This window comes from Nonomuraea sp. NPDC049158 (genome assembly GCF_040648335.1).
Taxonomy (GTDB): domain Bacteria; phylum Actinomycetota; class Actinomycetes; order Streptosporangiales; family Streptosporangiaceae; genus Nonomuraea.
The window spans coordinates 178,026-204,119 of the sequence record NZ_JBEZDM010000019.1 but is presented as its reverse complement, the minus strand read 5'-3'; the positions used below and the strand labels follow the sequence as shown (position 1 = coordinate 204,119).

Annotated in this window: 22 protein-coding genes; 11 read left to right on the top strand and 11 right to left on the bottom strand. The window is 71.0% G+C overall.

Translation table 11 applies throughout. The features are described 5' to 3' along the window. The 5 genes from AB0B61_RS34675 to AB0B61_RS34655 form a co-directional block, all read right to left on the bottom strand. A partial coding sequence (locus AB0B61_RS34675; protein ID WP_358441050.1) for a phosphotransferase occupies window positions 1-457 on the bottom strand: 457 nt, incomplete at its 3' end. Window positions 458-555: 98 nt separating this feature from the next. Next, entirely contained in the window at window positions 556-1,335 is a 780-nt protein-coding gene (locus AB0B61_RS34670) for a TetR/AcrR family transcriptional regulator (RefSeq protein WP_358441048.1), read from the bottom strand. A gap of 8 nt (window positions 1,336-1,343) precedes the next feature. Beyond that, entirely contained in the window at window positions 1,344-2,453 is a 1,110-nt protein-coding gene (locus AB0B61_RS34665; protein WP_358441045.1) for a hypothetical protein, read from the bottom strand. A gap of 212 nt (window positions 2,454-2,665) precedes the next feature. Further along, window positions 2,666-4,249 (bottom strand): aldehyde dehydrogenase family protein, encoded by a 1,584-nt coding sequence (locus AB0B61_RS34660; protein ID WP_358441043.1) that lies wholly within the window; start codon window positions 4,247-4,249, stop codon window positions 2,666-2,668. A gap of 42 nt (window positions 4,250-4,291) precedes the next feature. Continuing rightward, the gene (locus AB0B61_RS34655) at window positions 4,292-5,653 is read right to left on the bottom strand and encodes a VOC family protein (RefSeq protein WP_358441040.1); all 1,362 of its coding nucleotides are present in this window, start codon (window positions 5,651-5,653) and stop codon (window positions 4,292-4,294) included. Between the two features lie 139 nt (window positions 5,654-5,792). On the opposite strand from AB0B61_RS34655, the gene AB0B61_RS34650 reads away from it, so the two are divergent. Further along, on the top strand, window positions 5,793-6,689 hold the full coding sequence (locus tag AB0B61_RS34650) for a LysR substrate-binding domain-containing protein (protein WP_358441037.1): 897 nt from the start codon (window positions 5,793-5,795) through the stop codon (window positions 6,687-6,689). A 17-nt stretch (window positions 6,690-6,706) separates the two neighbouring features. On the opposite strand, the gene AB0B61_RS34645 is transcribed toward AB0B61_RS34650, so the two are convergent. Further along, the gene (locus AB0B61_RS34645; RefSeq protein WP_358441035.1) at window positions 6,707-7,408 is read right to left on the bottom strand and encodes a GntR family transcriptional regulator; all 702 of its coding nucleotides are present in this window, start codon (window positions 7,406-7,408) and stop codon (window positions 6,707-6,709) included. Window positions 7,409-7,527: 119 nt separating this feature from the next. On the opposite strand from AB0B61_RS34645, the gene AB0B61_RS34640 reads away from it, so the two are divergent. The 6 genes from AB0B61_RS34640 to AB0B61_RS34615 all read left to right on the top strand — a co-directional run bounded on the left by AB0B61_RS34640 (window position 7,528) and on the right by AB0B61_RS34615 (window position 15,549). Next, window positions 7,528-8,817: an alpha-L-fucosidase gene (locus AB0B61_RS34640; protein ID WP_358441032.1), complete on the top strand. Its 1,290-nt coding sequence runs from the start codon at window positions 7,528-7,530 to the stop codon at window positions 8,815-8,817. Next, window positions 8,804-10,156: an extracellular solute-binding protein gene (locus AB0B61_RS34635; protein ID WP_358441029.1), complete on the top strand. Its 1,353-nt coding sequence runs from the start codon at window positions 8,804-8,806 to the stop codon at window positions 10,154-10,156. Before AB0B61_RS34640 ends, AB0B61_RS34635 begins: the two co-directional genes overlap by 14 nt. Next, window positions 10,156-11,079: a sugar ABC transporter permease gene (locus tag AB0B61_RS34630; RefSeq protein ID WP_358441027.1), complete on the top strand. Its 924-nt coding sequence runs from the start codon at window positions 10,156-10,158 to the stop codon at window positions 11,077-11,079. The genes AB0B61_RS34635 and AB0B61_RS34630 overlap by 1 nt, the downstream gene beginning before the upstream one ends. After that, entirely contained in the window at window positions 11,076-11,954 is an 879-nt protein-coding gene (locus AB0B61_RS34625; RefSeq protein ID WP_358441024.1) for a carbohydrate ABC transporter permease, read from the top strand. Before AB0B61_RS34630 ends, AB0B61_RS34625 begins: the two co-directional genes overlap by 4 nt. A 14-nt stretch (window positions 11,955-11,968) precedes the next feature. Then, window positions 11,969-13,057, top strand: a complete 1,089-nt coding sequence (locus tag AB0B61_RS34620; RefSeq protein WP_358441021.1) for a mandelate racemase/muconate lactonizing enzyme family protein — start codon at window positions 11,969-11,971, stop codon at window positions 13,055-13,057. A gap of 200 nt (window positions 13,058-13,257) precedes the next feature. Beyond that, window positions 13,258-15,549 (top strand): ATP-binding domain-containing protein, encoded by a 2,292-nt coding sequence (locus AB0B61_RS34615; RefSeq protein WP_358441018.1) that lies wholly within the window; start codon window positions 13,258-13,260, stop codon window positions 15,547-15,549. Between the two features lie 78 nt (window positions 15,550-15,627). On the opposite strand, the gene AB0B61_RS34610 is transcribed toward AB0B61_RS34615, so the two are convergent. Beyond that, the gene (locus AB0B61_RS34610) at window positions 15,628-16,077 is read right to left on the bottom strand and encodes a MarR family transcriptional regulator (RefSeq protein WP_358441015.1); all 450 of its coding nucleotides are present in this window, start codon (window positions 16,075-16,077) and stop codon (window positions 15,628-15,630) included. 97 nt (window positions 16,078-16,174) lie between these two features. Between AB0B61_RS34610 and AB0B61_RS34605 the strand changes: the two genes are divergently transcribed. From AB0B61_RS34605 to AB0B61_RS34595, 3 genes are all read left to right on the top strand, one after another. Continuing rightward, window positions 16,175-19,402, top strand: a complete 3,228-nt coding sequence (locus AB0B61_RS34605; RefSeq protein WP_358441012.1) for an efflux RND transporter permease subunit — start codon at window positions 16,175-16,177, stop codon at window positions 19,400-19,402. Between the two features lie 68 nt (window positions 19,403-19,470). Beyond that, window positions 19,471-20,901: an adenylosuccinate lyase gene (gene purB, locus AB0B61_RS34600; RefSeq protein WP_358441009.1), complete on the top strand. Its 1,431-nt coding sequence runs from the start codon at window positions 19,471-19,473 to the stop codon at window positions 20,899-20,901. Between the two features lie 423 nt (window positions 20,902-21,324). Continuing rightward, the gene (locus AB0B61_RS34595; protein WP_358441007.1) at window positions 21,325-21,750 is read left to right on the top strand and encodes a GNAT family N-acetyltransferase; all 426 of its coding nucleotides are present in this window, start codon (window positions 21,325-21,327) and stop codon (window positions 21,748-21,750) included. A 59-nt stretch (window positions 21,751-21,809) separates the two neighbouring features. Here AB0B61_RS34595 and AB0B61_RS34590 read toward each other — a convergent pair whose 3' ends face one another. Both AB0B61_RS34590 and AB0B61_RS34585 read right to left on the bottom strand, forming a co-directional pair. Continuing rightward, complete coding sequence (locus AB0B61_RS34590; RefSeq protein ID WP_358441004.1) at window positions 21,810-22,073, bottom strand: protealysin inhibitor emfourin; 264 nt, start codon at window positions 22,071-22,073, stop codon at window positions 21,810-21,812. Window positions 22,074-22,194: 121 nt separating this feature from the next. Next, window positions 22,195-23,268: a M4 family metallopeptidase gene (locus AB0B61_RS34585; protein WP_358441001.1), complete on the bottom strand. Its 1,074-nt coding sequence runs from the start codon at window positions 23,266-23,268 to the stop codon at window positions 22,195-22,197. A gap of 222 nt (window positions 23,269-23,490) precedes the next feature. Between AB0B61_RS34585 and AB0B61_RS34580 the strand changes: the two genes are divergently transcribed. Further along, entirely contained in the window at window positions 23,491-24,525 is a 1,035-nt protein-coding gene (locus tag AB0B61_RS34580; protein ID WP_358440998.1) for a DUF4037 domain-containing protein, read from the top strand. Between the two features lie 7 nt (window positions 24,526-24,532). Here AB0B61_RS34580 and AB0B61_RS34575 read toward each other — a convergent pair whose 3' ends face one another. Together AB0B61_RS34575 and AB0B61_RS34570 are read right to left on the bottom strand one after the other, a co-directional pair. Further along, window positions 24,533-25,285, bottom strand: a complete 753-nt coding sequence (locus AB0B61_RS34575; protein WP_358440995.1) for an ABC transporter permease — start codon at window positions 25,283-25,285, stop codon at window positions 24,533-24,535. Between the two features lie 21 nt (window positions 25,286-25,306). Then, on the bottom strand, window positions 25,307-26,086 hold the full coding sequence (locus AB0B61_RS34570) for an ATP-binding cassette domain-containing protein (RefSeq protein ID WP_358440993.1): 780 nt from the start codon (window positions 26,084-26,086) through the stop codon (window positions 25,307-25,309). Window positions 26,087-26,094 lie beyond the last annotated feature (8 nt).

Here is a 26,094-nt window from a genome sequence, read left to right as displayed (position 1 = left end):
CGTCGGCCCACGGGGCGGCGGCCGATCGGCGTCCGTCCAGGGTCGCCACCACGCGCGGGGCCGGCGGCGCGCCGGCCTGTCCGGCCAGGTGCCGCAGCACGGCGTCCTGCAGGTCGAGCTCGGCGGGGTCGGTGTCCGGCGCGTGCAGCTTGAGGACGTAGCGCTCGCCGTCGGCGGTGCTGACCTGGAAGTTGCGGTCCTTCTCTCCCGGCAGCGGCGTCAGCCTGCCCTCCAGGCCGTAGAGGTCGCGGGCGAGCGCGGCGGCCTGCTCCAGCTCGCCGTCCGAACGCGGGTCCGGTTCGCTTGCCGAGCTCGGGTCCAGCTCCTCACCCGACCTCAGGTCCAGTGCGCCGCTTGAACGCGGGTCCAGCTTCTCGCCCGAACGCGGGTCCGGCGCGCCGTCCGAACGCGGGGACGACGTGGCCCGCCGCCCGTCCTCATGGTGCGTACGCGTCACGTCGCTCTCCCCCTCAAGGCCGTATGTTGTCGAACGATCGCTCAAATTGGCGGCGATGTCAAGACACTGACGGGCCCGCGCGCTCGCGGGCCCGCAGGTCACGCTCCGCTCGGCTTGCGGCGCGGCTCGATCGCCAGCTCGACCCGCTCCAGCAGCAGATCGGAGTCGGGGATGGTCAGGTCGCGCACCTCCAGCGGCCGCCCGTCGCGGTCGGCGCCCATCAGCGCGAGCCCCATGTCGGCGAACCGCTCGCACAGCTGCGCGATGTCCAGCTCCCCGCCCGGGCGGTACCAGTGCGCGATCCCGGTCGCCATCTGCAGCAACGCCAGCCGCGCGACGCTGCCGCGGTCCTTGAAGACACCGTCACGGACACCGGCCTCCAGAGTGTCGGCCCACACCTTCTCGTAGGCGTCACGCAACCGCAGGATGTCGCGCCGGGCCTGCCCGCTCAGCGCCTGGAACTCGTGGTCGGCCACCTTGGCGGCACGAGGGTTGCGCGCGTGGAAGGCGACGTGCACGGCGATGAGCGCGACCAGCCGCTCGGCGGGGTCGTCGATGTCGCGGACCGTCTCCTCGCTGCCGGCCGCCAGCACCTCCATGACCCGGCGTGTGACCGCCTCCAGCAACTCGTCCTTGGAGGAGGCGTAGTAGTACATCGCCGACACGGCGACCTCCGCGGCCACGGAGATGTCGCGGATGCCCGTGCCGTGGAAGCCTCGCTCGGAGAACAGCCAGCAGGCGGTACGCAGCAGCCGTAGCTCCGTACGGGCCGACTGCGCCCGCCGCGAGGACGTCGCCTTCATCCGGCCGCCCTTCGTCTGCCGGGTGCCGCCCGTCTGGTTGCCCGTCTGGTTGCCCGTCTGGTTGGTGGTGGCCATGGCGCCGACTATCCCATAGCCAGGACGGTCGCGGGGTTGGCGACGGTCACCATGATGATCTCGCTCTCGCTCATCCCCATGCGGCGCATCAGCGGAATGGCGCTGTCGAGGATGTGGGTGTAGCCGGGGCCGCCGTAGCGGCGCAGGTAGACCTTCTGGCAGATGTCCTGCGCGATCAGCAGGCGCTCGCCGTAGCCGGCCTCGATCAGTTTCCGCAGCCATTCGACCCGGGTACGGTCGTTGGGCCGGCGCGCGTCGGGGTTGAAGGCGTAGTAGCTGGACTCCTGGCCGAACAGGTCGAGCTCCAGATAGCAGCCCGTGCCCGCGAGCTCCAGCAGGTCATCGGGCCGCCACAGCGTACGGTCGAGATGGGACATGATCACGCGGGCCGGATCGCCGCCCGCCGCCACGACCGCCCGCATGGCCCGCAGCGGTGCCTCGGGATGGCGCCCGGGATGGATCTGCAGTGGCGCCCCGGTCGCCACCTGCGCGTCGCAGGCGGCGCGCAGCACCTTGTCCTCGGTGGGATGCACCGGCCAGCTCAGGCCGATCTCGCCGATGAGCCCGGCGCGGACGCCGGTGTCGCCCGCGCCGTCGCGCACGTCCGCGACGATCTCCGCGCTGATCTCCTCCACCGAGGCGTCGGCCAGCCCCGCCGGATGGTAGTCGCGGCAGTAGTAGCCGCTGCCCATCACGATGTGCACCCCGCTGGCACGCGAGACCCGGGCCAGCCCGAGCGGGTCGCGGCCGAGCCCCACCGAGGAGGAGTCCACCACGGCGCCGCCGCCGGCCGTGCGGTAGAGGACCAGCTCCTCGGTGGCGTCCTGCTCGGAGTGCAGCCGAAGGTTGTCCAGGTTGAGGACCGTACGCCGGATCCAGTCGTAGTTGTCCAGCCGGACGGGCTCGGCGATCCGGGCGCGCACCGACGCCGGGAGCTCCCTGCCGATGCCGCTCCCGCCGCCGTCGCCGGACACCGGCCGCAGGCCCCAGGGCTGGATGATGGCCGACATGTCGCTCAGGACGTGTTCGTGTGGCTGCGTGTGCCCGAGCGCCGAGGGGTCGACATCCCCGAGCACGGTACGCACACGACGAGCCGGTACTGCCGGAAGCTCCACCATGCACGCTATTCTATCGATCGTTTGTACAAACAATCAACGCGACAGGCTGCCACGCTCCGGACCGGACCGCTGGTCTGACTCGCTGACCCGCTGACCCGCTCGGCCGGTCTAACTCGGCCGGTCCAGCGATCAGAACCGCTGGTCTGATCTGCTGGTTCGGGTCGCTGGTTCGGGTCGTGCCATGGGCAGCGGCGTGAGTTGTGGCGCAGGCGTCAGAGGAAGCTCACGTTCTGGGCGAGGGTCAGCTGGTCGGAGTAGTTGACGGTGCCGGTCGCCCGCCGCATGTAGGCGCGCCAGGAGTCCGAGCCGGACTCGCGCCCGCCGCCGGTCTCCTTCTCGCCGCCGAAGGCCCCGCCGATCTCCGCGCCGGAGGTGCCGATGTTGACGTTGACGATGCCGCAGTCGGAGCCGTCGGCGGCCAGGAACCGCTCGGCCTCTCGCAGGTCCCGGGTGAAGATGCTGGAGGACAGTCCTTGGGGCACGTCGTTGTTCAGGGCGATGGCCTGGTTCAGCGTCCGGTAGGTCTGCACGTACAGGATCGGCGCGAAGGTCTCCTGCCGGACGATGCCCGACTGTGCGCCGATGCCCGATCGCGCGTCGGTGCCCGATCGCCTGTCGGTGCCTGACCGTCCGTCGATGCGGACGATGGCGGGCTCGGCGTAGTAGGCGGCGGGGGCGGCGTCGGCGAGCCGGCGTCCGCCGCCGGTCAGGATCTCGCCGCCCTCGGACCGTGCGGCGCTCAGCGCCTGCCGCATCGCCTCATGCGCCTGAGCGGAGATGAGCGGCCCGACCAGGGTGGTGTCGTCGAACGGGTCGCCGATGGGCAGCTTTCCGTAGGCGCTGGTGAGCCGGTCGATCAGCTCTTCGGCGATGTCGGTGTGCGCGATGAGCCGGCGCAGGGTGGTGCAGCGCTGCCCGGCGGTACCGGCCGCGGCGAACACGATGGCGGAGGCGGCCAGGTCGAGGTCGGCCGACGGGGTGACCACGGCGGCGTTGTTGCCGCCCAGCTCCAGCAGCGAACGGCCGAAGCGGGCGGCGACCCGCGGCCCGACCTGGCGCCCCATGCGGACCGAGCCGGTGGCGCTGACCAGCGCCACCCGCCGGTCGTCGGCCAGCCGCTCCCCGATGGCGCGCTCGCCGAGCAGCAGCCGGTGCACGTCGCGGGGTAGGCCGCCATCGGCCGCCGCCACGGCCAGCAGCCGGTCGCAGGCCAGGGAGGTGAGCGGCGTCAGTTCCGAAGGCTTCCAGACGACGGTGTCGCCGCAGACCAGTGCCACGGCGGTGTTCCACGCCCACACGGCCGCCGGGAAGTTGAACGCGGAGATCACGCCGACGACGCCCAGCGGGTGCCAGGTCTCCGACAGCCGGTGGCCCGGCCGTTCGGAGGCGATGGTGCGTCCGTAGAGCTGGCGCGACAGGCCCACCGCGAACTCGCAGATGTCGATCATCTCCTGGACCTCGCCGAGCGCCTCCGAACGGATCTTGCCCGCTTCGATGGTGACGAGGTCGGCCAGGTCGTCGCGGTGTCGGCGCAGGAGCTCGGCGAGCCTGCGTACCACCTCGCCGCGGCGGGGCGCGGGCACCGTGCGCCAGGCCAGGAACGCCTCGTGCGCGGCCCCGATCGCCTCGTCGGCGTCGGCGGGCGTGGCGGCTCTGAGGTCGAGAAGGGTCTCGCCGGTGATCGGCGTGCGGGCGCGAAGGTCGTCGCCCTCGTCCAGGGTGACGTCCAGGCGGGCCAGGATGTCGAGGGCGCGTCGCCGCAGGACGCCGGTGGCGGGCAGGGTGGTCGTGGTCATGAACGGCTCTCCGTCGCGGTGGTCGCGGTAGTAGGTCCGGGCTCAGGTGATCTCAGGCAGGCCGAGCGCGTGGGCGGTGTCCTGCAGGGATCGCCGTTGCTGGCTCTCGTACAGGGTGAACGGGTCCAGCACCTCGGCCCCGATGGCGCCGGAGAGCCAGTCGCCGTCGTAGTCGGCGGCGGCGCGGCCGTCGTCCCTGACGCCCTGCCCGGTGAGGTTGGACTGGAAGATCCCGGCCGCCGAGCGGGGCAGGAAGTCCTCGTAGACGATGGGCTCGGCGCCTACCCAGCCGTGGTCGATCAGGTCGGCGAGAGCGGTGCCGGGCCGCCGCCCGTCACGCGGGCGTTGCGGCACCGGCCGATAGGTGAAGAACGCCAGCCGCTCGACCGCCAGATCCCGCTCCGTCGCGGGGAACTCCCGCTTCCAGACAGACCGGGCGGGGACGCCGTCGGCTCTGGCCTGTAGGTCGTCGTAGCGTGCGCGGCCGGCGCGGGTGAGCGCGATCCCGCGTGCCTCCACCTCGCCGAAGCGCACCCGCAGCGATCCTGTGGTGAGGCGGCCGTCAGGCCGGCGCAGCGCGCGCGGTTCGGCCAGGGCGCGAAAGGAGGTCTGGCGCAGCAGCACGTCCGGACCGGACCAGCGTGGCGGCCCCTGGATCTGGTCGATCATGGTGATGCCGCGTTCGGTCATCCGCACGTATAGATCGTCGATATCGAGTACGCGCGGCGTCAGGTGGTTGATGTGGGTGCTGCGCACGCCGCCGATGTCGGCCGCGACCGCCGAGACCCGTTCCAGGGTCTCGTACCAGGCCTGGTCGATCGGCTCCTGGCCCAGGGCGAACGCCTGGACGGCCAGGTGCGTGAAGCGTACGGCCTGCTCCTGCGGCAGTTCGCGCTCGTGTGCGGCCCGATCGGCCAGCTCGAGCAGCTCCGGCGGGAACAGCTGCCGCGCGGCCAGGAACCTCTCCAGCCGCTCGCGCAGATCCGGGTCGAAGAAGCGGGGGTCGGCCGGTGTGAGCATCGAGGTGAAGACCCGGAAGGGATCGCCGGCCAGCTCGTCGGCGGCGATGGGGCGGAAGGCGGTCGAGATCACGGGCACGGCGCTGGCGGCGGCCTCGCGCAGGTCGTAGAACCCGACCGGGTACATCCCCATCGCCCCGAAGATCCGCGAGACCTGCCGCAGTTCGGCCGGGGTGCCGACGCGGATGGCGCCGTGGCGTTCGGCGGTGACGCGCTCGATGGAGCCCAGCCGCTCGGCGCCGGCCCCCGCCCGCCGCAATACGCCGTCGTTGACCTTCTGGGAGACCTCCACCAGCGTCCGGTAGGCGGGCACCTCCCGCCCGTACATCTCCGACAGGCGCCGCGCGAACGCCGCGCGCAGCCGCCCTTGAGAGACCATGACCATGCGTTATCTCCTCCAGGTCCGGATGGCTTTGTCCACGATGGAGGTGATTCCGGGTGAATCCAAGCCCCAGCAGACCGATAGATTTCCTGCCAAAGCCCAAGCTCTGCTTAGGGTGCTCTACTGGCGGCGCGGAGTCGGCATGATCAAACCCCTGCATCTGGTCACCCTGCGAGAGGTGTGCCGGACCGGATCGTTCGCGCTGGCGGCGCGCGAGCTCGGCTACACGGCCTCGGCGGTGTCGCAGCAGATCGCGGCGCTGGAGAAGGACACCGGGCTGGAGCTGTTCGAGCGCGAGGCGCGCGGCGTGCGCACCACCGCCGCGGCGCACCGGCTGGTCGAGCTGAGCCAGCGGGTGCTGGCCACGTTGGAGGACTTCGGCTACGAGGTGCGCGAACTGGCCGCCGGCACCACCGGCCGGCTGCGGCTGGGCAGCTTCCCCACGGCCAGCGTACGGCTGGTGCCGCCCACCCTGTCGGCCTTCACCCGCCGCTACCCTCGCGCGGAGATCCTCCTGGAGGAGGGTGAGCCCGAGGAGCTGATCCCGCGGGTGATCGACGGAGCCCTGGACCTGGCGCTGGTCTACGAGTACGGCCTCACCCCGCGGCAGTGGCCCGCCGGCCTGGCCGCCCACCACCTCCTGCGCGAGGACCTGCTCCTGCTACGCCCCCGCGAGCACGCCCCGGGCACGCAGCTGTCGGAGCTGGCCGGGGAACGCTGGATCACCAGCCGCGAAGGCACCGGCGGCGCCCTGTCCCTGGCCCGGCTGTGCGCGGCGGCCGGATTCGTGCCCGCGGTCACCTTCCGCAGCAACAACTATGACGTGGTCCGCCACCTGGTGGCCGCCCGGCTGGGTGTGGCGGTGGTGCCCGCCCTGGGCCATGTCCCCGACGAACGCGTCGTGGCCACGCGCCTGGACCTGCCCGCCGCCCACCGCACCGTGCTCGCCCTGCACCGGGAGGCCAACGGCAACCCCCTGCTGGCCGACGCGCTGGAGACCCTGCGGCAGGCGGCCGGGCCGCGCCCGAACCACGGGTGAGGTTCCATCTGGCGGGGTCAGGTTTCGTAGGCGCTCGTCAGGCGTGAGCGTGAGGCCTCCAGGTGGGCGGTCATGGCGCTCGCCGCCGCCTCGGGATCGTTGCGGCGGATGGCGTCGAGCACCGCGCGGTGCTCGTCGGCGGCGTGCGTGGCGATCCCGTGGCGGAAGTAGAGGCGGTAACCATGCGTGTGCGCGCGGAACCTGCGCAGCGTGTCGGCGATGAGCGGGCTGCGGCTGGCCTCGGCGATGGCGTTGTGGAACAGGGCGTCCAGTTCCGCGAAGCCGCGGTAGGCCTCGTAGGTGTCGCCGACCAGCGGTGACATCATCTGCTCCAGCGACGCCCGCATGGCGGCCACCTCGGCGGCGGTGGCGTAGCGTGCGGCGCGCGCGGCGGCCGATGGCTCCAGGAGCAGGCGAACGTCGTACAGGTCGTCAAGGGCGGCCCGGTCGAGCAGGGGAGCCACCAGGTAGCCCGTGTTCGGCCGGCGCACGACGAGCCCTTCTGACTCGCAGCGCGCGAGCGCTTCGCGGACCGGCGTCTGCGACACGTCGAGTTCGCGGGCGAGCCCGTCGATCGACAGCTTGGCCCCGGGCTCCAGATCGTGATCCATGAGCCGGGCCTTCAGCGCCTGGAAGACCGATTCGCGGACGCTGACCTTGGCCGGCTCGTCGGAACCCGAGCCGCCGGACGCGCCCGTCACCGGCGTCGAGTCGCTCATCTCCCCTCCAAATGAACTTCCCTATTCGTGGTTGACACATGCCCGAAACGCCCTGCATCCTCATGCAAATCGTATCGTATCCGATCTGGGCATGCTGCCCGACGCAGAAGGATGAGCTCGTGACCATTCCCGACTGGTTCGGCGAGGCGGGTTTCGGCCTGTTCGTGCACTGGGACCATGCGAGTCAGCAAGGCGTGGAGATCGGCTGGCCCCTGGTCGGCCATTCGATTCTTCCGGGCCGGACAGAACCCGAAGCCGACATGACCATCGCGCAGTACCAGGCGAGCGCGGCCACGTTCGACCCGCGGCGCTGGGATCCGCGCGGCGTGGCGCGGCTGGCCCGCGACGCGGGGGCCCGCTACGTGGTCTTCACCGTCCGCCATCACGCCGGGTATTCGATGTACCACACGAGGCAGTCGGAGTTCTCCATCGCGGCCTCGCCGTACGGGCGAGACCTCACCCGGGAGTTCTTCGACGCCCTGCGCGCCGAGGGGCTGCGGGTCGGCGTCTACTACTCGCTGCTCGACTGGAACCATCCCGACTACCCGGCCTTCACCGACGCCGATCGTCCCTATCCGCACGAGCGTTACCGGCGGCCCGCCCCGCAGCAGTGGGCGCGCTACCTCGGCTACGTCAAGGGACAGCTCACCGAACTGCTCACCGAGTACGGGCCGATCGACCTGCTGTGGTTCGACGGGGAGTGGGAGCGCACGGCGCAGGAGTGGCACGCCGCCGAGCTCCGCGAGCTGATCAAATCCCTGCAACCGGATGTGATCATCAATGACCGGCTGCCGGGCCAGGGCGACTACGCGACCCCCGAGCAGGGCATGCCGCGACGGCCGCCGGGCGGGCCGTGGGAGCTGTGTCTCACCATGAGCGAGAGCTGGGCCTACCGGCCCGACGACCTGGAGTACAAGAGCCCGCGGCTGCTGGCCTCCTACCTGAGCGAGGTCGCATCCCGGGGCGGCAACCTCCTGCTCAACATCGGGCCGCGAGGTGACGGCTCGCTCGTGCCGACCGAGGTCGCCACGCTCAAGCAGCTCGGCGGCTGGCTGGCCGGCCACGGCGAGAGCATCGTCGGGGCCGCGCCCGCGCCGCAGCGCCTCGACTTCCACGGCCCGGCCACCCAGCGCGGCAACACCATCTACCTCCACCTGCTGCTGCAACCCAAGGACGTGCTCGTCGTCAGGAACGTTCCCATCGGCTCGGTCGTCGGCGTCCGCCTGCTCGGCACCGAGCAACCGCTGCCGTACAGCCTCAACGAGGAAGTGCACAAGGCCAACGGCGCCGACGACGAGCCGCTCGGCGAACTGTTCATCACCGTGCCGCCGCCGACCGGCGCGCTCATCGACGTCATCGCCATAGAGCTGTCAGCGCCCTGGAAGGACGACTCCCATGCCACTGTCTAGAACTGTCCGGGCAGCCAGGCCGCTCCTCGCGGGCGTCGTGCTCGCGGCCTCCGTCCTGGCGTGCGGCACCGGCACCGGACCAGGCGGCGGCGACGGCAAGACGCTGCGGGTCCAGATCCCCACCGGACCGCTGGCCAGCGCCATGCAGCAGGTCGGCAAGGACTTCGAGAAGGCCAACCCGGGCACGGTGGTCACCTTCGAGGGCGTCGACTCCGGCAGCTCCCGCGGCCCCAACGTGGCCCTGCTCAGCTCGACCGGCACCCCCGACATCGGCTACCTCCAGCGCAGCACGGGTGTCTGGTCGGCGCTGCTGAAGAACAAGCAGCTGACCCCGCTGGACGAGGTCTGGAAGGCCGCCGGCCTGGCGGACAAATACTCCAAGAGCCAGGTCGACTACTACACCACCAACGGCCGGCACTACGGCGTCCTGTACGAGCAACTGCTGATCAACCCCGTCTACTACAACAAGGCGGCCTTCGCCAAGGCCGGCATCCCCGAACCGGCCGACCACCAGGTCGCCTCCGTCGCCGACTTCGAGTCCATGGTGGGCAAGGTCAAGGCCGCCGGTTACCAGGGATTCGGCGTGGGCGGTTCGAGCCCGTACGACCTGGGGCACACCCTGGACGCGCTGCTGCCCACCGCGCTACCGCCCGGCGACTACGACGCCCTGCTCACCAACTTCAAGCCCGGATCCCCCACGAACGTCAAGTACACCGACCCCGGCTTCGTCAAGGTGCTCCAGACGATCCAGGACTGGCAGAACAAGGGCATCTACCAGAACGGGATGCTCGGCATGGACACCGACCAGGCCCAGGGGCTGTTCACCAGCGGGAAACTCGCGATGCTGCAGGGCGGCAACTACACCCACGCGAGCCTGAAGGAGGCCAAGCCGTCGTTCGAGATGGGCTGGTTCCTGCTGCCTTCGCTCACCCCGGGCCGCAAGACGCCCTTCGACGCCTTCAACGGCGACACCCTGGTCGTGCCGGTCAAGGCGGCCAACCCGGAGCTGGCCAAGAAGTTCCTTCAGTTCTTCATGACCGACAAGTACCAGGTCAGCGTCGTCGCCGCCACCGGCTCGCTGCCGGTGTTCAGCTCGATCCCCGCCTCCAGCCTGTCCAACCTCGGCGACCTGGTGCAGCAGCAGTTCGAGCTGTCGCAGTCCGTCGGACTGGTCAACATCTGGGACTCCACCGTGCCCTCCACCCTCGGGCAGGCGTTCTCGGTGCCGGTGCTGCAGAAGCTCGTGGCCGGCAAGCTGACCCCGCGGCAGGCGGCGCAGCAGTATCAGTCGGCGCTGGAGGACCTGCAGTCCGGCAAGGTGTCGGGAGCATCGGACTGATGAGCGCCGACAAAGTCGTCCTGGCGACGACCGCCACGGCGCGGCCGCCCCGCCGCAGGGCACGGATCTTCCCGATCGCGGTGATGGCCCCGGCCTTGACGCTGCTGCTCGTGCTCGTCGCCTACCCGATCGCCGGATCGGTGCGCATCAGCCTCGGCAGCTGGGACGGCATCGGCGCGGTCGCCTACCACGGCCTGGACAACTACCGGCGGCTGCTGCGCGATGCGCTGGTCTGGGAGTCGATCGGGACCAGCCTGCAGTTCTTCATCGCGACCGTGGTGTGCACGGTGACCTTCGGCACTCTGCTGGCCAACGCGATCAGCCGCAAGGTCCCCGGCGCCCGCGTCTTCAAGGTCGTCTGGTTCCTGCCGGTGATCATCCCGGTCAGCATCGCGGGCATCTTCTGGTCCAACGCCTTCCAGCCCGCGACCGGCGTGGTGAATTCCCTGCTCGGCCTGCTCGGGCTCGGAGACGATCACGCCTGGCTGGCGTCGTCCTCGACGGCACTGTACGCGGCGATCTTCGTCGCGGTGTGGACGCAGACCGGGTACGCGATGCTGATCCTGCTGGGCGCGATGGAGACCATCCCCGAGGAGGTGCACGAGGCGGCCACGCTCGACGGCGTCGGGGCGGCCGGCCGGCTTTTCCGGATCACGTTGCCGAACATCGTGCCGATGCTGGGCACGATCACGACGCTGACCTCGGTGTTCTCCTTCAACGCCTTCGGCATCATCTACGCGATGACCCGGGGCGGCCCGGGTAACTCCACCAGCATCCTCCCCGTACTGGTCTACAAGCAGTCCTTCGTCGACCAGGACTACGGCTACGGCTCGGCCACCGCGGTCATCACGACGCTGATCGTCGCCGTCATCGGGATCATGGTCATGCGGATCTTCCGCCAGCAGAGCCTGGACGCGCGATGACGGCGCCGCAGACACGGCCGGCCGTGCGGCGGCGAGCGCTCTGGCGGCACGGCCCCCTGTGGTACGTCGGCTACACCCTCCTGCTGGTCTGGACGGCGATCACGGTCGTGCCGTTCGTGTCGATGCTGCTGCTGTCGCTGCACCCGACCAGCGACATCTACGCCCACCCGCTGGGGCTGGGCGGCCAGTGGGTGCTGTCGAACTACGCCGACGCCTGGCGGGGCGTGGTCGGCGGCGCGCCGCTGTCGACGTACATCATCAACAGCGTGCTGGTGGCGGCCTGCAGCCTGGCCATCGGCGTGACCTGCGGCAGCCTGGCCGGCTACGGCCTGGCCCGCGCGAGCAGGCGCCTGTCGAACACGGTCAGCCGCGTCATGGTGCTGGCCCTGAGCGTCCCGCTGGTCGTCGCGCTGATCCCGACCTTCGAACTGCTGGGCAGATACCAGATGCTCAACAGCGTGGCGGGCGTCTCGCTGGTCTACGCGGCGTTCATGACGCCCACCATCGCCCTCATCATGCGCTCGGTGTTCGCCGCCGTACCGCGCGAACTGCTCGAAGCAGCCAAGATCGACGGTTACGGGGAGCTGGCCGCGCTGCTGCGCGTGGTCCTGCCCATCAGCAAGGGCGGTTTCGTCTCGGTCACGCTGCTCGGGCTCATCTTCGTGTGGAGCGAGGTCCAGTTCGGAGTCGTCCTGCTGACCCGCCCGCAGAACCGCACCCTGTCGGTCGGCCTGCTCTCCTTCCAGGGCCAGTTCGTCAGCGACCAGGGCGCCTTCTTCGCCGGCCTGGTCATCGCGACGTTCCCGATCGTCATCCTCTTCCTGATCTTCCAGCGCTACGTCACGAGCGGCATCACCCTGGGTGCGCTCAAGTGAAGAAAGCACATGACATGCCCCGAATCGAACGCATCGACGTCCAGATGGTCGACCTGCAACCGGCGGCCGTCCGCGTCGACGCGATGCAGTCCTTCGTCAAGCAGGAGACGGTGCTCGTCACCGTGCACACCTGCGACGGCCTGTCCGGCACCGGCTACTCCTACACGATCGGGACCGGCGGGCGGGCCGTGATGTCCCTCATCACCGACCACCTGGTCCCGGCCCTGCTGGGCCGCGACGCCCGGCCGGTCGAGGCGCTGTGGCGGCACATGCTCGACCAGACGCGCGCGACCACCGTCGGGGCCATCACCTCACTGGCCTTCGCCGCCGTCGACACCGCGCTGTGGGACCTGCGCGGCCTCCGCAGCGGTGAGTCGCTGTGGCGGATGGCGGGCGGCGCGCACGAGCGGCTGCCCGTCTACGACACCGAGGGCGGCTGGCTGCACCTGCCGGTGGAGGACCTGGTGGAGGGCGCGAAGCGGGCGGCCACGGCCGGGATGCGCGGGGTGAAGGTCAAGGTGGGCAGGCCGTCGCTCGCCGAGGACGCCGAGCGCCTGGCGGCCGTCCGCGAGGCGGTGGGGCCGGGCTTGGAGGTCATGGTCGACGCCAACCAGGCCTTCACCTCCGCCGAGGCGATCCGGCGCGCCCGGACCTACGAGCCGCTCGGCATCGCCTGGTTCGAGGAGCCGCTGCCGGCCGACGACCTCAACGGGCACCGCAGACTGGCCGCCTCCACCTCGGTGCCGGTCGCGGTCGGCGAATCCCTCTACTCCCTGCAGCGTTTCGGCGACTACCTGGCCGCGGGCGCGGTCGGTATCGTGCAGGTCGACGTGGCGCGCATCGGCGGGATCACCCCCTGGCTGAAGGTCGCCCACGCCGCCGAGGCGTTCAACGTCGCCCTCAGCCCCCACTTCCTGATGGAACTGCACGTCAGCCTGGCCGCCGCCGTGCCGAACGGCATGTACGTCGAGCACATCCCGCAGTTGGGGGCGATCACCCGTAGCCCTCTGGTGATCGAGGACGGCCATGTGGCACCGCCCGACGTCCCCGGCATCGGGATCGACTGGAATCTCGACGCCCTCGACGACCATCGCGTCGCCTGAACGAGACGAGATATCGGGCAGGCCTCGGTGGCACCTGTCGCCGCGGGCGGCGGGTACCACCGGCGTGTGGGCTTTCGTGCGAGGCGGCGTGCGCGTGCGCGCAGGCGGTTGCGGGAAGGAGAAAGGGGCGGTACGCTCACTTACTTGGCACTTCAGCCAATGGGCTACATACAAGCCTCCCGTTAGGAGTATACCAGCGAATGGCTAATCGTCAAGATGCTCTCGCGGAAGCCCTTGACGTCGAGCAGGGGACCGTGTCCATGCTCTACGGCAGACTCGACGCGGCGCGGGAGCGGGCGCGGGCGGTGCTGCGTGAGGTGTACGGCCGGGGCGGCGCGCTGGGCACCCGTCAGGCCAGGGTCGAGCGTGAGGTGAGCGCGTCGGAGCAGGCGCGGCGGCTGGCGCAGCTGGAGGGGGTCGAGCGCGGGCTGTGCTTCGGCCGGATCGACGAGAGCGGCGGCGAGACCACCTACATCGGCCGGATCGGGCTGCGCGATGAGGAGCACGAGTCGGTGCTGGTCGACTGGCGCGCCCCGGCGGCCCGCCCGTTCTACGTGGCCACGGCCAGCGATCCCGGCGCCCTGCTGCGCCGTCGTCACCTGCACACCCGCGAGCGCACGGTGGTGGGCCTGGATGACGAGGTGTTCGACCTGGAGCGGATGAGCGAGGGCGAGCGCCGCACGCTGGTCGGCGAGGCGGCGCTGCTTGCGGCGCTGCGCCGGGGCCGCACGGGCCGGATGGGTGATGTGGTGGCCACCATCCAGACCGAGCAGGACCGGGTGATCCGCGCCTCCCTGCAGGGGGCGCTGGTGGTGCAGGGCGGCCCCGGCACCGGCAAGACGGTCGCGGCGCTGCATCGCGCCGCCTACCTCCTCTACACCCACCGCGACACGCTGGAGCGGCGGGGTGTGCTGGTGGTGGGGCCCAATCCGATGTTCCTGCGCTACATCGGCCAGGTGCTGCCGGCGCTGGGCGAGACGCAGGTGGTGATGTCGACGGTGGGGGAGTTGTTCCCCGGGGTGCGCGCGGTCGACGTCGACGGGCCGCAGGCGGCGGTGGTCAAGGGCGACACGCGGATGGCCGAGGTGGTGGCGGCGGCGGTGCGTGAGCGGCAGCGCCTGCCCGAGGGCGATCTGGAGGTGCTGCTGGACGGCCGGGTGCTGCGGGTGCCGCGCGGGGTGTGCGCGGCGTTGCGGGAGCGGGCGCGGGCGGTGCGGTTGCCGCACAACATGGCGCGCAAGCTGTTCGTCACCGAGCTGCTGAAAGAGCTGGCGCGGGCCGAGGCGCGGGCGGTGGAGGAGGCGTTGCGGCTGGCGGAGATGGAGTTCGAGGATCCGGAGCTGGCCGAGCCGCTGGATCTGGAGCGCGATCTGGACGAGGTCGATCTCGCGCTGGCCTCCGCGCGGCTGTGGCAGGAGCCTCCGGTACACCAGGCGGTGGAGGCGTTGTGGCCGGAGCTGACGCCGCAGCGCCTGATCGGAGAGTTGCTGGCCTCCCCGGAGACGCTGTGGCAGGTCTCACCTCCGGGGCTGGAGTGGCAGGAGCTGGTGCGGGCGGCCGGCGCGCCGTGGACGATCGGTGACGTCCCGCTGCTGGATGAGGCGGCCGAGCTGCTGGGCCAGGACGACTCGGCCGACCGGTCGGCCTCGCGCGATGCCGAGGACGAGTGGCAGGAGCAGGAGCGCTACGCCCAGGAGGTGCTGGAGAGCACCGGCCTGCTGGAGGAGGGCATCTTCGACCGGGCCGACGTCCTGGCCGATCGCCATGCCGACACCGGCCTGGAGCTGAGCACCGCCGAGCGGGCCGCGGCCGACCGCCAGTGGGCTTACGGCCACGTGATCGTGGACGAGGCGCAGGAGCTGTCGGCGATGGCGTGGCGGATGGTCATTCGCCGGGTGCCGGCCCGTTCGCTGACGGTGGTGGGCGACATCGCGCAGACGGGTTCGGCGGCGGGCGCGCGCTCCTGGGGCGAGGTGCTGGACCCTTATCTGCGGGGCCGCTGGCGGGAGGAGCGGCTGCTGGTCAACTACCGGACTCCGGCGGAGATCATGCGGGTGGCGGCCGACGTCCTGCGCGTGGTGGATCCCTCCCAGAGCGTGCCGGAGTCGGTCAGGGACGGGGAGGCCGAGCCGCGCGCGGTCCGTACGGGCCTGGCCGGGCTGCCCGCGCTGGTGACCGAGGAGCTGGCGCTGATCGGTGAGGGCCGCCTGGCCGTCCTGACCCCGGACGCCGGACATGAGCGGGTGGCGGCGCTGTTCCCGGACGGCGGCGATCTGCAGGCGCCCGTGGTGGTGCTGACGGTGACCCAGTGCAAGGGGCTGGAGTTCGACTCGGTCATCGTGGTGGAGCCGGCGGCCATCATGGCGCAGTCGCCGATGGGCGGCCAGGACCTGTATGTGGCGGTGACCAGGGCCACCCGCCGCCTGACGATCGCCCACGAGAACGACCTGCCACCGGCCCTATCCGACATGTCCGAAAAATCTACTTTGTAAAGGCGCTCGGGCGGGGCAAAAACCCAAACACATAATCGAATAAATACCCTCATTTAGACCCGAGGCGCGCACGGAGAGTCACGGGTAGAGCTGGTCGGCGACCTCGCGGACGCGGGTGGTCACCTGCAGCAGGCGGCGCAGGGTCTCGATGTCGAGGTGATCCATGATGCGCCGGTAGTGGTCGAGGCCGACGTCGTTGATCTCGGCCAGGAGTTTGGCGCCCGCCTCCGTCAGCTCGACCCGGCGCACGCGGCGATCGTGGGGGTCTTCGCGCCGGCTGACCAGCCCATGGCTGACCAGCCGGTCGACGATGCCGGTCACGGTGCCCAGGCCGACGCCGAGGTCGTGGGCGAGCTCCTGGCCGGAGGCCGAGCCGGTGTGCGACAGCAGCATGACGACCTTGAGTTGGCGCATGGTGAGGTTGGAGGTGAATAAGGCGGACTGGGTCTGGCTGAGGGCCCGCCCGAGGCCGCGCTGGGTCTCGGTGATCCGGCGGATCAGGTCTTCGCGTTCGTCGTCCACACTCACCTCTCGCTTCCTGAGAATGTTATCAGGAAAGCCAAGGCAGGTTAAATATTCGTACAAGGCGAAGTGTTAGTCTGGGGCGAATTCTGAAGGGACGCTCATGACCGCATTCGCCCGGTTGAGTCTTGCCAACCGCAGCCTCGTGATCTTACTGTCGATCGTGATCACCGCGTTCGGCGCGTTCACGATCCCGCAGCTCAAGCAGCAGTTGCTGCCGTCGCTGTCGTTTCCCGGCGCGTTCGTGATCGCGTCCTATCCCGGGGCTTCGCCCGAGATCGTGGAAGACCAGGTGACCAAGCCGCTGGAGGACTCCTTCCAGGGCATTCCCGGCATGGAGCAGATGACCTCCACCTCCAAGGAGGGCATGACCCAGGTTCAGGTGGCCTTCGCCTTCGGCACCGACATCGAGGCCTCGATCGGCAAGATGCAGCAGGCGGTCAGCCGGGTGCAGCCGCAGTTGCCCTCCGGTGTGGATCCGCAGGTGGTCGCGGGTAACACCGATGACATTCCGGTGCTGGTGCTGGCGGTGGGCGACGGCGGCGACGAGCGGGCGATGGCCGACAAGCTGCGCCAGATCATGGTGCCGGAGTTGCAGGCCGTGGAGGGGGTACGGGAGGCGACGGTCACGGGCACCCGTGACGAGGTCGTCACGATCAAGCCGGACCTGAAGAAGATGGCGCTGGCGGGGGTGTCGGCGGCGCAGATCCCGGACGTGCTGAAGGCCAACGGGACGCCGATCCCGGCGGGCACGCTGAACTCCGGCTCCTCATCGCTGACGGTGCAGGTGGGCGAGCGGGTCGATTCGATCGACAAGCTGAAGGACCTGTACCTGACCCCGGCCCAGCCGCAGGCCAGCCCGGCCCAGGCCCAGCCGCAGGCGCAGCCGCAGCAGGGCCGGCCGGGCGGGCAGCAGCAGCCGGGCGGCCGTCCGGCGCAGACGGCCGTCATCGCGCAGCCCAAGCCGGTGAAGCTGGGTTCGGTGGCCGACATCACCCGCGGCCTGGCCGAGGCGACGACGATCACCCGTACCGACGGCCGCACCAGCCTGGGCGTGTCGGTGACGATGATGCCCGACGGCAACGCGGTGTCGATCTCGAACGCGATCCGCGAGAAGCTGCCCGAGCTGGGCAGGGCGCTGGGCGATTCGTCGGAGACGGCCGTCGGGGTGGTCTTCGACCAGGCCCCCTACGTGCAGCAGTCGATCGAGAGCTTGACCACCGAGGGCCTGCTGGGCCTGGTGTTCGCGGTGCTGGTCATCTTGGTGTTCCTGCTGTCGGTGCGCTCGACGCTGGTGACGGCGGTGTCGATCCCGCTGTCGGTGGTGATCGCGCTGATCGCGCTGTGGGCGGGCGACTATTCGCTGAACATGCTGACCCTCGGCGCGCTGACGATCGCGGTCGGCCGGGTGGTCGACGACTCGATCGTGGTGCTGGAGAACATCAAGCGCCATCTGGGGTACGGCGAGGCGAAACTGTCGGCGATCTTGTCGGCGGTACGCGAGGTGTCGGGCGCGGTGACGGCCTCGACGCTGACGACGGTGGCGGTGTTCGCGCCGATCGCGGTGGTCGGCGGCATGGTGGGTGAGTTGTTCGGCCCGTTCGCGGTCACGGTGGCGGTGGCGTTGCTGGCCTCGCTGGTGGTGTCGCTGACGGTGGTGCCGGTGATGGCGTACTGGTTCCTCAAGGCGCCGGTGCTCAGGCCGGAGGAGGCGCGGGCACAGCGGGAGGCGGCCGAGGCCAAGGAGCTGCGCAGCCCCCTGCAGCGCGCCTATCTGCCGGTGCTGCGTTTCGCGACGCGCTTCAAGCTGGTGACGATCCTGATCGGGCTGGCGGTGATGGTCGGCACGCTGGGACTGGCGGGCAGGCTGCAGACCAACTTCCTGGACTCGGCCGGCCAGAACACGATCTCGGTGTCGCAGAAGATGCCCGTCGGCACGGACCTGGCCACCACGGACGCCGCCGCCAAGAAGGTGGAGGGCGTCCTGGCCGGCCTGGACGGCGTGGAGACGTACCAGGTGAACGTCGGCGGCGGCAACGCGATGCGCGGCGGCGCCGGTGGCGGCGCGGATCGCGCCTCCTACTCGCTGACGCTGAAGGACGGCGCCGACACCCCGGCGGTGGAGCAGGCGCTGCGCGACAAGCTGACCGGCCTGTCAGACATCGGTGAGGTGACGGTCGGCGGCTCGGGCGGCGGCGGATTCTCCTCCGACTCCATCGACGTGGTCGTGCAGGCTGCCGACGCCGAGACGCTGCGAACCGCGGCCGACGCGGTCAAGACGGCGATGGGCCAGGTCTCGGGCCTGCGCGATGTGTCGTCGAACCTGGAGGCCAGCGCCCCGCGGATCGAGGTACGGGTCGACAAGGAGAAGGCGGCCGCCAAGGGGCTGTCGGAGGCGCAGATCGGGCAGTCGGTGGCGCAGGCGTTCCGCGGCGCGCCGCTGGGCCAGCTGACCATGGACGGGCGGGCCAGTGACCTGGTGCTGCGCGTGGGTGAGGCTCCCGAGGACATCAAGGAGATCGAGAAGCTGAAGCTGGCCACGGCGACGGGCCTGGTGAAGCTGTCGTCGGTGGCGGATGTCAAGCAGGTGGCCGGGCCGACGCAGGTGACGCGGATCGACGGCGAGCGCTCGGCGACGGTGTCGGCCAAGGCGACGGGTTCGGACCTGGGCAGCGTGACGCAGGCGCTGACGACGAAGCTGGACGGGGTGACGCTCGCCTCGGGCGCCTCCTACGAGATCGGCGGCGCGTCGGCGGACCAGCAGGACGCGTTCGCGGATCTGGGCCTGGCGATGCTGGCGGCGATCGCGATCGTGTTCATGATCATGGTCGCGACGTTCCGCAGCTTCGTGCAGCCGCTGATCTTGCTGGTGTCGATCCCGTTCGCCGCGACGGGCGCGATCGGGCTGCTGGTGGCCACCAACACGGCGATGGGCGTGCCGGCGCTGATCGGCATGCTGATGCTGATCGGGATCGTGGTGACCAACGCGATCGTGCTGATCGACCTGATCAACCAGTACCGGGCCCAGGGCCTGGGGATCGTCGAGGCGGTGATCGAGGGCGGCCGGCGCAGGCTGCGGCCGATCCTGATGACGGCGGTGGCCACGATCTGCGCGCTGACGCCGATGGCGCTGGGCGTGACGGGGCAGGGCGGGTTCATCTCCCAGCCGCTGGCGGTCGTGGTCATCGGCGGGCTGATCACCTCGACCCTGCTGACGCTCGTGCTGGTTCCGACCCTGTACACGATGGTGGAGCGGGCCAAGGAGCGGCTGCGGCGCAAGCCGGCCGAGCCGAAGCAGGAAGAGGCGAAGGTATTGGCTCCGACCCCGTAAAGCAGGGGTGCTCCGCCCGTACGGCCTGGTGCCGTGCGGGCGGAGCCGTGTGAATAGACTTGTCCGACGTGACTTCCAAGCCGCGTATCCCTGACGTCCTGGCCGCCCGCTATGCCTCCCCGGAGCTGGCCCGGTTGTGGTCCCCCGAGTACAAAGTGATCGCCGAGCGGCGGTTGTGGCTGGCGGTGCTGCGGGCGCAGGCGGAGCTCGGGGTCACGGTCCCGCAGGACGCGGTCGCCGACTACGACAAAGTGGTCGAGCAGGTCGATCTTGCCTCCATCGCCGCGCGGGAGCGGGTGACGCGCCACGACGTGAAGGCGCGCATCGAGGAGTTCAACGCGCTGGCCGGGCACGAGCAGGTGCACAAGGGCATGACCTCGCGCGACCTGACGGAGAACGTCGAGCAGCTGCAGATACGCGACAGCCTCCTGCTGGTACGCGAGCGGGTGGTGGCGTTGCTGGCCCGGCTGGCGCGGCTGGCCGAGGAGCATGAGGCGACGGTGGTGGCGGGCCGCTCGCACAACGTGGCGGCGCAGGCCACGACGCTGGGCAAGCGGTTCGCCTCGGCGGCCGATGAGCTGCTGGTGGCCTTCGGCCGGCTGGAGGAGCTGATCGCCCGCTACCCGCTGCGCGGCATCAAGGGACCGGTGGGCACCGCCCAGGACATGCTGGACCTGCTCGACGGCGACCGCGGCAAGCTCGCGGAGCTGGAGGGGCGGGTGGCCGCGCATCTGGGATTCGAGCGGCGTTTCACCAGCGTGGGACAGGTCTATCCGCGCTCGCTGGACTTCGAGGTCGTCTCGGCCCTGGTACAGCTGGCCGCCTCCCCGTCGTCGCTGGCCAAGACGATCCGGCTGATGGCCGGCCATGAGCTGGTGACGGAGGGCTTCAAGGAGGGCCAGGTCGGTTCGTCGGCGATGCCGCACAAGATGAACACCCGCTCGTGCGAACGGGTGAACGGCCTGACGGTGGTGCTGCGCGGTTACGCCTCGATGGTGGCGGAACTGGCCGGCGACCAGTGGAACGAAGGCGACGTGTCGTGCTCGGTGGTGCGCCGGGTGGCGCTGCCGGACGCGTTCTTCGCCTTCGACGGGCTGGTGGAGACGATGCTGACGGTCCTGGACGAGTTCGGGGCCTTCCCGGCGGTCATCTCGGCGGAGCTGGACCGCTACCTGCCGTTCCTGGCGACCACGAAGATGCTCATGGCGGCGGTCCGCGCCGGGGTGGGCCGCGAGCAGGCACACGAGCTGATCAAGGAGCACGCGGTGGCCTCGGCGCTGGCGATGCGCTCGCAAGGCGCGGCCAACGAGCTGCTGGACCGGCTGGCGGCCGATGAGCGTTTCCCGCTGGACCGTGCGGGCCTGGCGGCGCTGCTGGCCGACCGGGTGTCCTTCACCGGGGCGGCGGCCGAGCAGGTGGCGGCGGTGTCGCGCTCGGTGGGCGAGGTCGTGGCCGCCTACCCCGAGGCGGCCGCCTACCAGCCGGGCTCGATTCTGTGATCGTTGAGCTTTCGCGGCTGGATGAGGTGCGCTCGGCGTGCGGGGATGACGATCTGCTGATGTGGGCGGCGCAGGGGCTGTCGGGCGGCGTGCGGGTGTGGGCGGCGGGTGAGGCGGTGGTGGCGGCTTCGCCCGGGCTCTCGCGCCGGGACCGGCTGGCGGTGTGGGGCGGCGCGGCGTGTGCGACGCGGCTGGTACGGCACGCGCTGGGCGAGATGGGGCCGTCGTATCGGCCGGTGGGTGAGGCCGGGCTGGTGGGTGAGGTGACGGCGAGGCTGGCGGAGCTGGAGGCGGCGGGCACGTTCTGGTGGATGAGCCTGCCCGGCCCTCCCTCTCCGGCTCCCTCCCTCTCCGGCTCCCTCCCTGACCCCCTCCCCGACCCCGGTCCCGACCTCGACCTCGACCCCGGTCCAGGTCCCGGTCTTGGGCGACGGTGCGGGCGGCGCGGGGGACGCGGCGGGCGGCGCGGACGGGGCCGGGTGGCTGGGGCCGGAGATGGACGCGGAGGTGGCCGGGTTACTGGCGGACGCCGCGCCGGATTCGTACGCGGTGCCGGGCGTGCCCGGAGTGCGGCGATGGGCCGGCGTACAGACCGGCGACGGGCTGGCGGCGGTCGCGGCCGAGGCGTGGAGCGCCCCCTCGGTCGGCTTCCTGGCGGGAGTGGCGACGGCGGCCCGCTTTCGCGGGCGAGGGCTGGCGTATCGGCTGTGCCGGTGGGTCTCGGGCGAGATGGTGGCGGCGCGGGGCCGGGCGGCGCTGATGGTGGACGCGGACAACCGGGCGGCGATCGGGGTGTACGAGCGGATCGGCTACCGGCGCCGCGCGCTCATGGCGTCCCAGGTGGTGTAGGGCCTTGGCGCGCCGCCTGCGGCCGTTGTGCCGTACCGGAACGGCGGGTTTGTACGCCTTTACGGGCGGGCGTGGCGGAGCATCTCGGTGAGCAGGGGGCGCAGGGCGGCGGGCACCTGGGACTCGGTCAGCTCGGTGACCTGGTCGCCGGTGGGACGGTGGACGGTCAGCCGGTAGCGGGGCTGGGACGATCCGGACGGCTCGGCGGAGGCGGAGGCGAGGTGGCGCAGCAGGTCGTCGAGGCTCTCGTCCAGGTCGGTGTCGAGGGTGGCGGTGCGGCGCAGGCCGGTGAAGCCGCCGCTGGTTTCGAGCGTGACACGCATGGGCGTCCCTCCGGTTTCACCCTACGGTACGGGGCTCCGCACGGGTCCGGGGCGGGCTTGGCCGCGGAACCCTCGCGGCCGAGCCTCCTCGCCGGGCCCGTGCGGAGAGCCTCGGAGCGGGTTACCAGAATCCCTGCTGCCTGGCGGCGCCGCGGACGGTCTGGGGGGACTGGCGCGGGACGAGGCCGGCGCGGGCCAGGATGCGGGCCTGGGCGACGGCGACGGTGGCGGCGTCGGCGAACTTGGCGTTGGGCCACAGGTTCTGCAGCGTCTGGTACATGATCACGGTGGCGGCGTCGAGGCCGAGGTCCTGGCTGATGAGGTAGAACCAGCGGTTGGTGATGCCGGACATGATGTGGGGGTCGGCGGGTTCGAAGTAGCCGGACATGTCGCGTGGTTGCGGGTCGCGGCCCATCAGCGGGTTGTCGAAGGCGGTGCCGGGCTCGGCCATGTTGCGCAGCGCTTCGCCGTACAGGTCGTCGGCCATGATCTCGTCGCCGATGAGCCAGTTGTGGGTGTGGGCGTCCTGGCCGTTGGCGAAGGCGTCGATGGCGGTGCCGAGCATGTCGCTGAAGGATTCGTTCAGGGCGCCGCTCTGGTCGTTGGTGTAGTTGAGGTTGGCGCTGAACTGGGTGACGCCGTGGGTGAGCTCGTGGGCGCACACGTCCATGCTGGCGGTCAGGTCCTTGAAGACCTGGCCGCTGCCGTTGCCGAACACCATGCGCAGGCCGGCGTCGTCCCAGAAGGCGTTGTCGAAGCCGATGCCGAAGTTGACGTTGGCGACGAGGTTGAGCCCGGCGTTGTCGATGGACTCGCGGCCGAGCTGGTCCTTGTAGTAGGTGCGTACGGTGCCGAGGTGGTCGTAGGCGTCGTTGGCGTTCTGGGCGCCGACGGCGGGGTCTCCTTCGCCGCGGATGAAGGTGACGTCGAAGGTCCACTGGTTGAGGTCGTCGTAGACGAGGCGTCCGGCGGTGCCTGGTTTGGGGACGGTCAGGCCCGGGGGGACGCTTTCGGGTTCGGCGGTCAGACGCTGCTGGGCCAGGGGCAGGGCCTCGGTGCTGCGCCGGCCGCGGCGGAACTGGGCGGAGACGACGGCTGAGCGCTGGGCGGGTGAGGGTTCGGCGCTCTGCTGCGCCTGGACCTTGGCGATGTGGTCGAGGACGTGGGGCGGGACGAAGGAGCAGCGATATGCCATGGCTGAGCCCTTTTGGCGGGAACGGATTCTGACGTTTCCACGTAAGCGGGGCCTGGTGCGGGGCGCATCGGTGGCGGTCTCAGGGCTATCCCTAGGCGGCGTACGGGCCGGGGTTCGGGCGGTGGTTCGGGCCGGGGTTCGGGCGGTGGTTCGAGGCGGGGTTCGGGGCGGCCGGAAAATCGGATGAGGTTCGGCAGGCCGTCAGGCACAGTTGACAGTGTGATGTCCGATTTTGTGCCTGGTATCGAGTTGTCCCGAGCCTTTTATGCCGAGGTGGTGGCGCCGCTGGTGGAGCGGGTGCCGCACAGTGCCGCGTTGATCGGGCCGGGGTCGGAGGTGCTGGCGTTCGATACCGGCCGCTCCGCCGATCACGACTGGGGCCCGCGGGTGCTGGTGTTCGTGGAGCCGCAGCGAGTGGAGCAGGTGGAGGCGCAGGTGCTGGCCGGGCTTCCCGAACGGTTTCGGGGACTGGAGACGGTGTTCGACTATCACGGCGCCCGCCGGCCGGGCGTGGTGGTCGCCGATCTGGAGGAGTGGCTGGTGGGGCGGCTGGGCTTCGACCCGCGGCGGGGGGTGGCGCTGCTGGACTGGCTGTCGGTGCCCTGGCAGAGCCTGGCGGAGGTGACGTCGGGGGAGGTGTTCCATGACGGGCTGGGCGGGCTGGAGGAGGCTCGGGCGGCGCTGCGCTGGTATCCGGGCGATGTGTGGCGCTACGTCCTGGCCTGCCAGTGGCGGCGCATCGCCCAGGAGGAGCCGTTCCCCGGCCGGTCGGGAGAGGTGGGGGATGAGCTCGGCTCAGCCGTCGTGGGGGCACGGCTGAGCCGGGAGGTGATGCGGCTGGCGCTGCTGCTGCGCCGCCGCTATCCGCCCTACGCCAAATGGCTGGGCAGCGCCCTGGCGCGGATGCCCGGCTCGACGGAGCTGGGGGAGTCGCTGGGGCTGGCGCTGGCCGCCCGGTCATGGCGGGAGCGGGAGGACGGGCTGGCCGCCGCCTACGGCCGGCTGGCGGCGCTGCAGAACCGGCTGGCGCTGGCCGAGCCGCTGGACGAGCGCGTACGGGACTTCCACGACCGGCCCTTCCGGGTCATCGGCGGCGACCGGTTCGTCCAGGCGTTGCTGGGATCGGTGTCGGACCCGGTGATCAGGGGGCTGCCGGTGGTGGGGTGCGTGGACCAGCTGTCGGATTCGGTGGACCTGCTGCTGGAGCCGCGCCGGGCCCGGGCGGTGACCGCGGCGGCACTCGGCCTGGGCGCCTGAGCGCTGGTCAGGCCCGCGTACGGCCGAACAGGCGGGCGCCGCCGACCACGCACACGGCCGCCAGGCCGGCGGTGACGGCGGCGCCGGTCAGGACGGTGGCGTTGGCGTAGTGGCCCTGGAAGACCTGCCGTACCGCCTCGACGGTGTAGCGCAACGGCACGACGCGGGAGGCGGCCTCCAGCCAGCCCGGCGCCAGGCTCATCGGCAGCAGCAGGCCTGACAGCAGCATGAGCGGCATGCCCACGGTGTTGGCGATGGCCGCGAACTCCGGCGGCGTGGCGACGTTCATGGCCAGCCCGTAGGACAGGGCCGACAGGGCGGCGGCCAGGACGGCGACGAAGGCCAGGCCCAGCACGATCCCGGCCAGCGGGGCGCGCAGCCCGAAGGCCACTCCGAGCCCGACGAGCAGGATCGACTGGGCGAGCAGTTGCACGACGTCGCGCAGCGTACGGCCCAAGAGCAGGGCCAGGGGGCTGACCGGGGTGACGCGCATGCGGTCGATGACGCCGAGGTTGCGCTCCACCAGCAGGCCGAGCCCGACGAACGAGCCGCCGAGCAGGGCGAGCTGGACGAGCACGCCGGGCACCAGCGCCTGCCAGGACGATCCGCCCACGCCGAGGTCGAACCTGGTCAGCAGCGGGCCGAACAGCGCCAGGAACAGCAGCGGCTGCAGCATGCCGAACAACAGGCTGGTCGTGGAGCGCAGCGTGGCGCGCAGGTAGCGGCCGAAGATGATGCCGGTGTCGGTGAGCAGGGTCATGGGGTCTGTGTTCCTGTGGGTCTAGATGGACAGGGGTTCGCCGGCGGTGGTGCGGCCGGTGATGGCCAGGAAGGCGTCCTGGAGGCTGGCGGCCGGATCGCCGGTGTGGCGGGACTTGAGCTCGGCGGGGGTGCCTTCGGCGACGACCGCTCCGGCGTCCACGACGACGATGCGGTCGGCGAGCGCGTCGGCCTCGTCGAGGTAGTGGGTGGTCAGGAAGACCGTGGTGCCGTGGCCGGCGCGGATGCGGCGGATCAGCTCCCACAGCTCGGCGCGGCTGCCGGGGTCCAGCCCGGTGCTGGGTTCGTCGAGGAAGAGCACCTCAGGCCGGTTGACCAGGCCGAGCGCGATCTCCAGCCGGCGGCGCTGGCCACCGGACAGGGCGGCGGTCGGCCGGTCCATCAGCTCCGTCAGAGCCAGGTCGCCGGCCAGCTCCTCGGCCCGCTCCCCGGCCTGCCTCCTGGTCAGGCGGTGCAGCCGGCCCTGGGTGATGAGCTCCTCGCGCACGCCGCAGCCGGGGTCGAGGCCGCCGGACTGGGCGACGTAGCCGATGCGGCGGCGCACCCCGGCGGGGTCGGCGAGCAGGTCACGCCCGGCCACCTCGGCGTGGCCGCCGCTGGGCGGCAGGAGGGTGGTGAGCATGCGCACGGTGGTGGTCTTTCCGGCGCCGTTCGGGCCGAGGAAGCCGAGGATCTCGCCGCGCTCCACGGTCAGGTCGATGCCGCGTACGGCGTGGACGGGGCCTTGGGCCAGGGTGAAGGTACGCATCAGGCCCCGGACGTGGATGGCTGGTTCAGGCATGCCGCAGA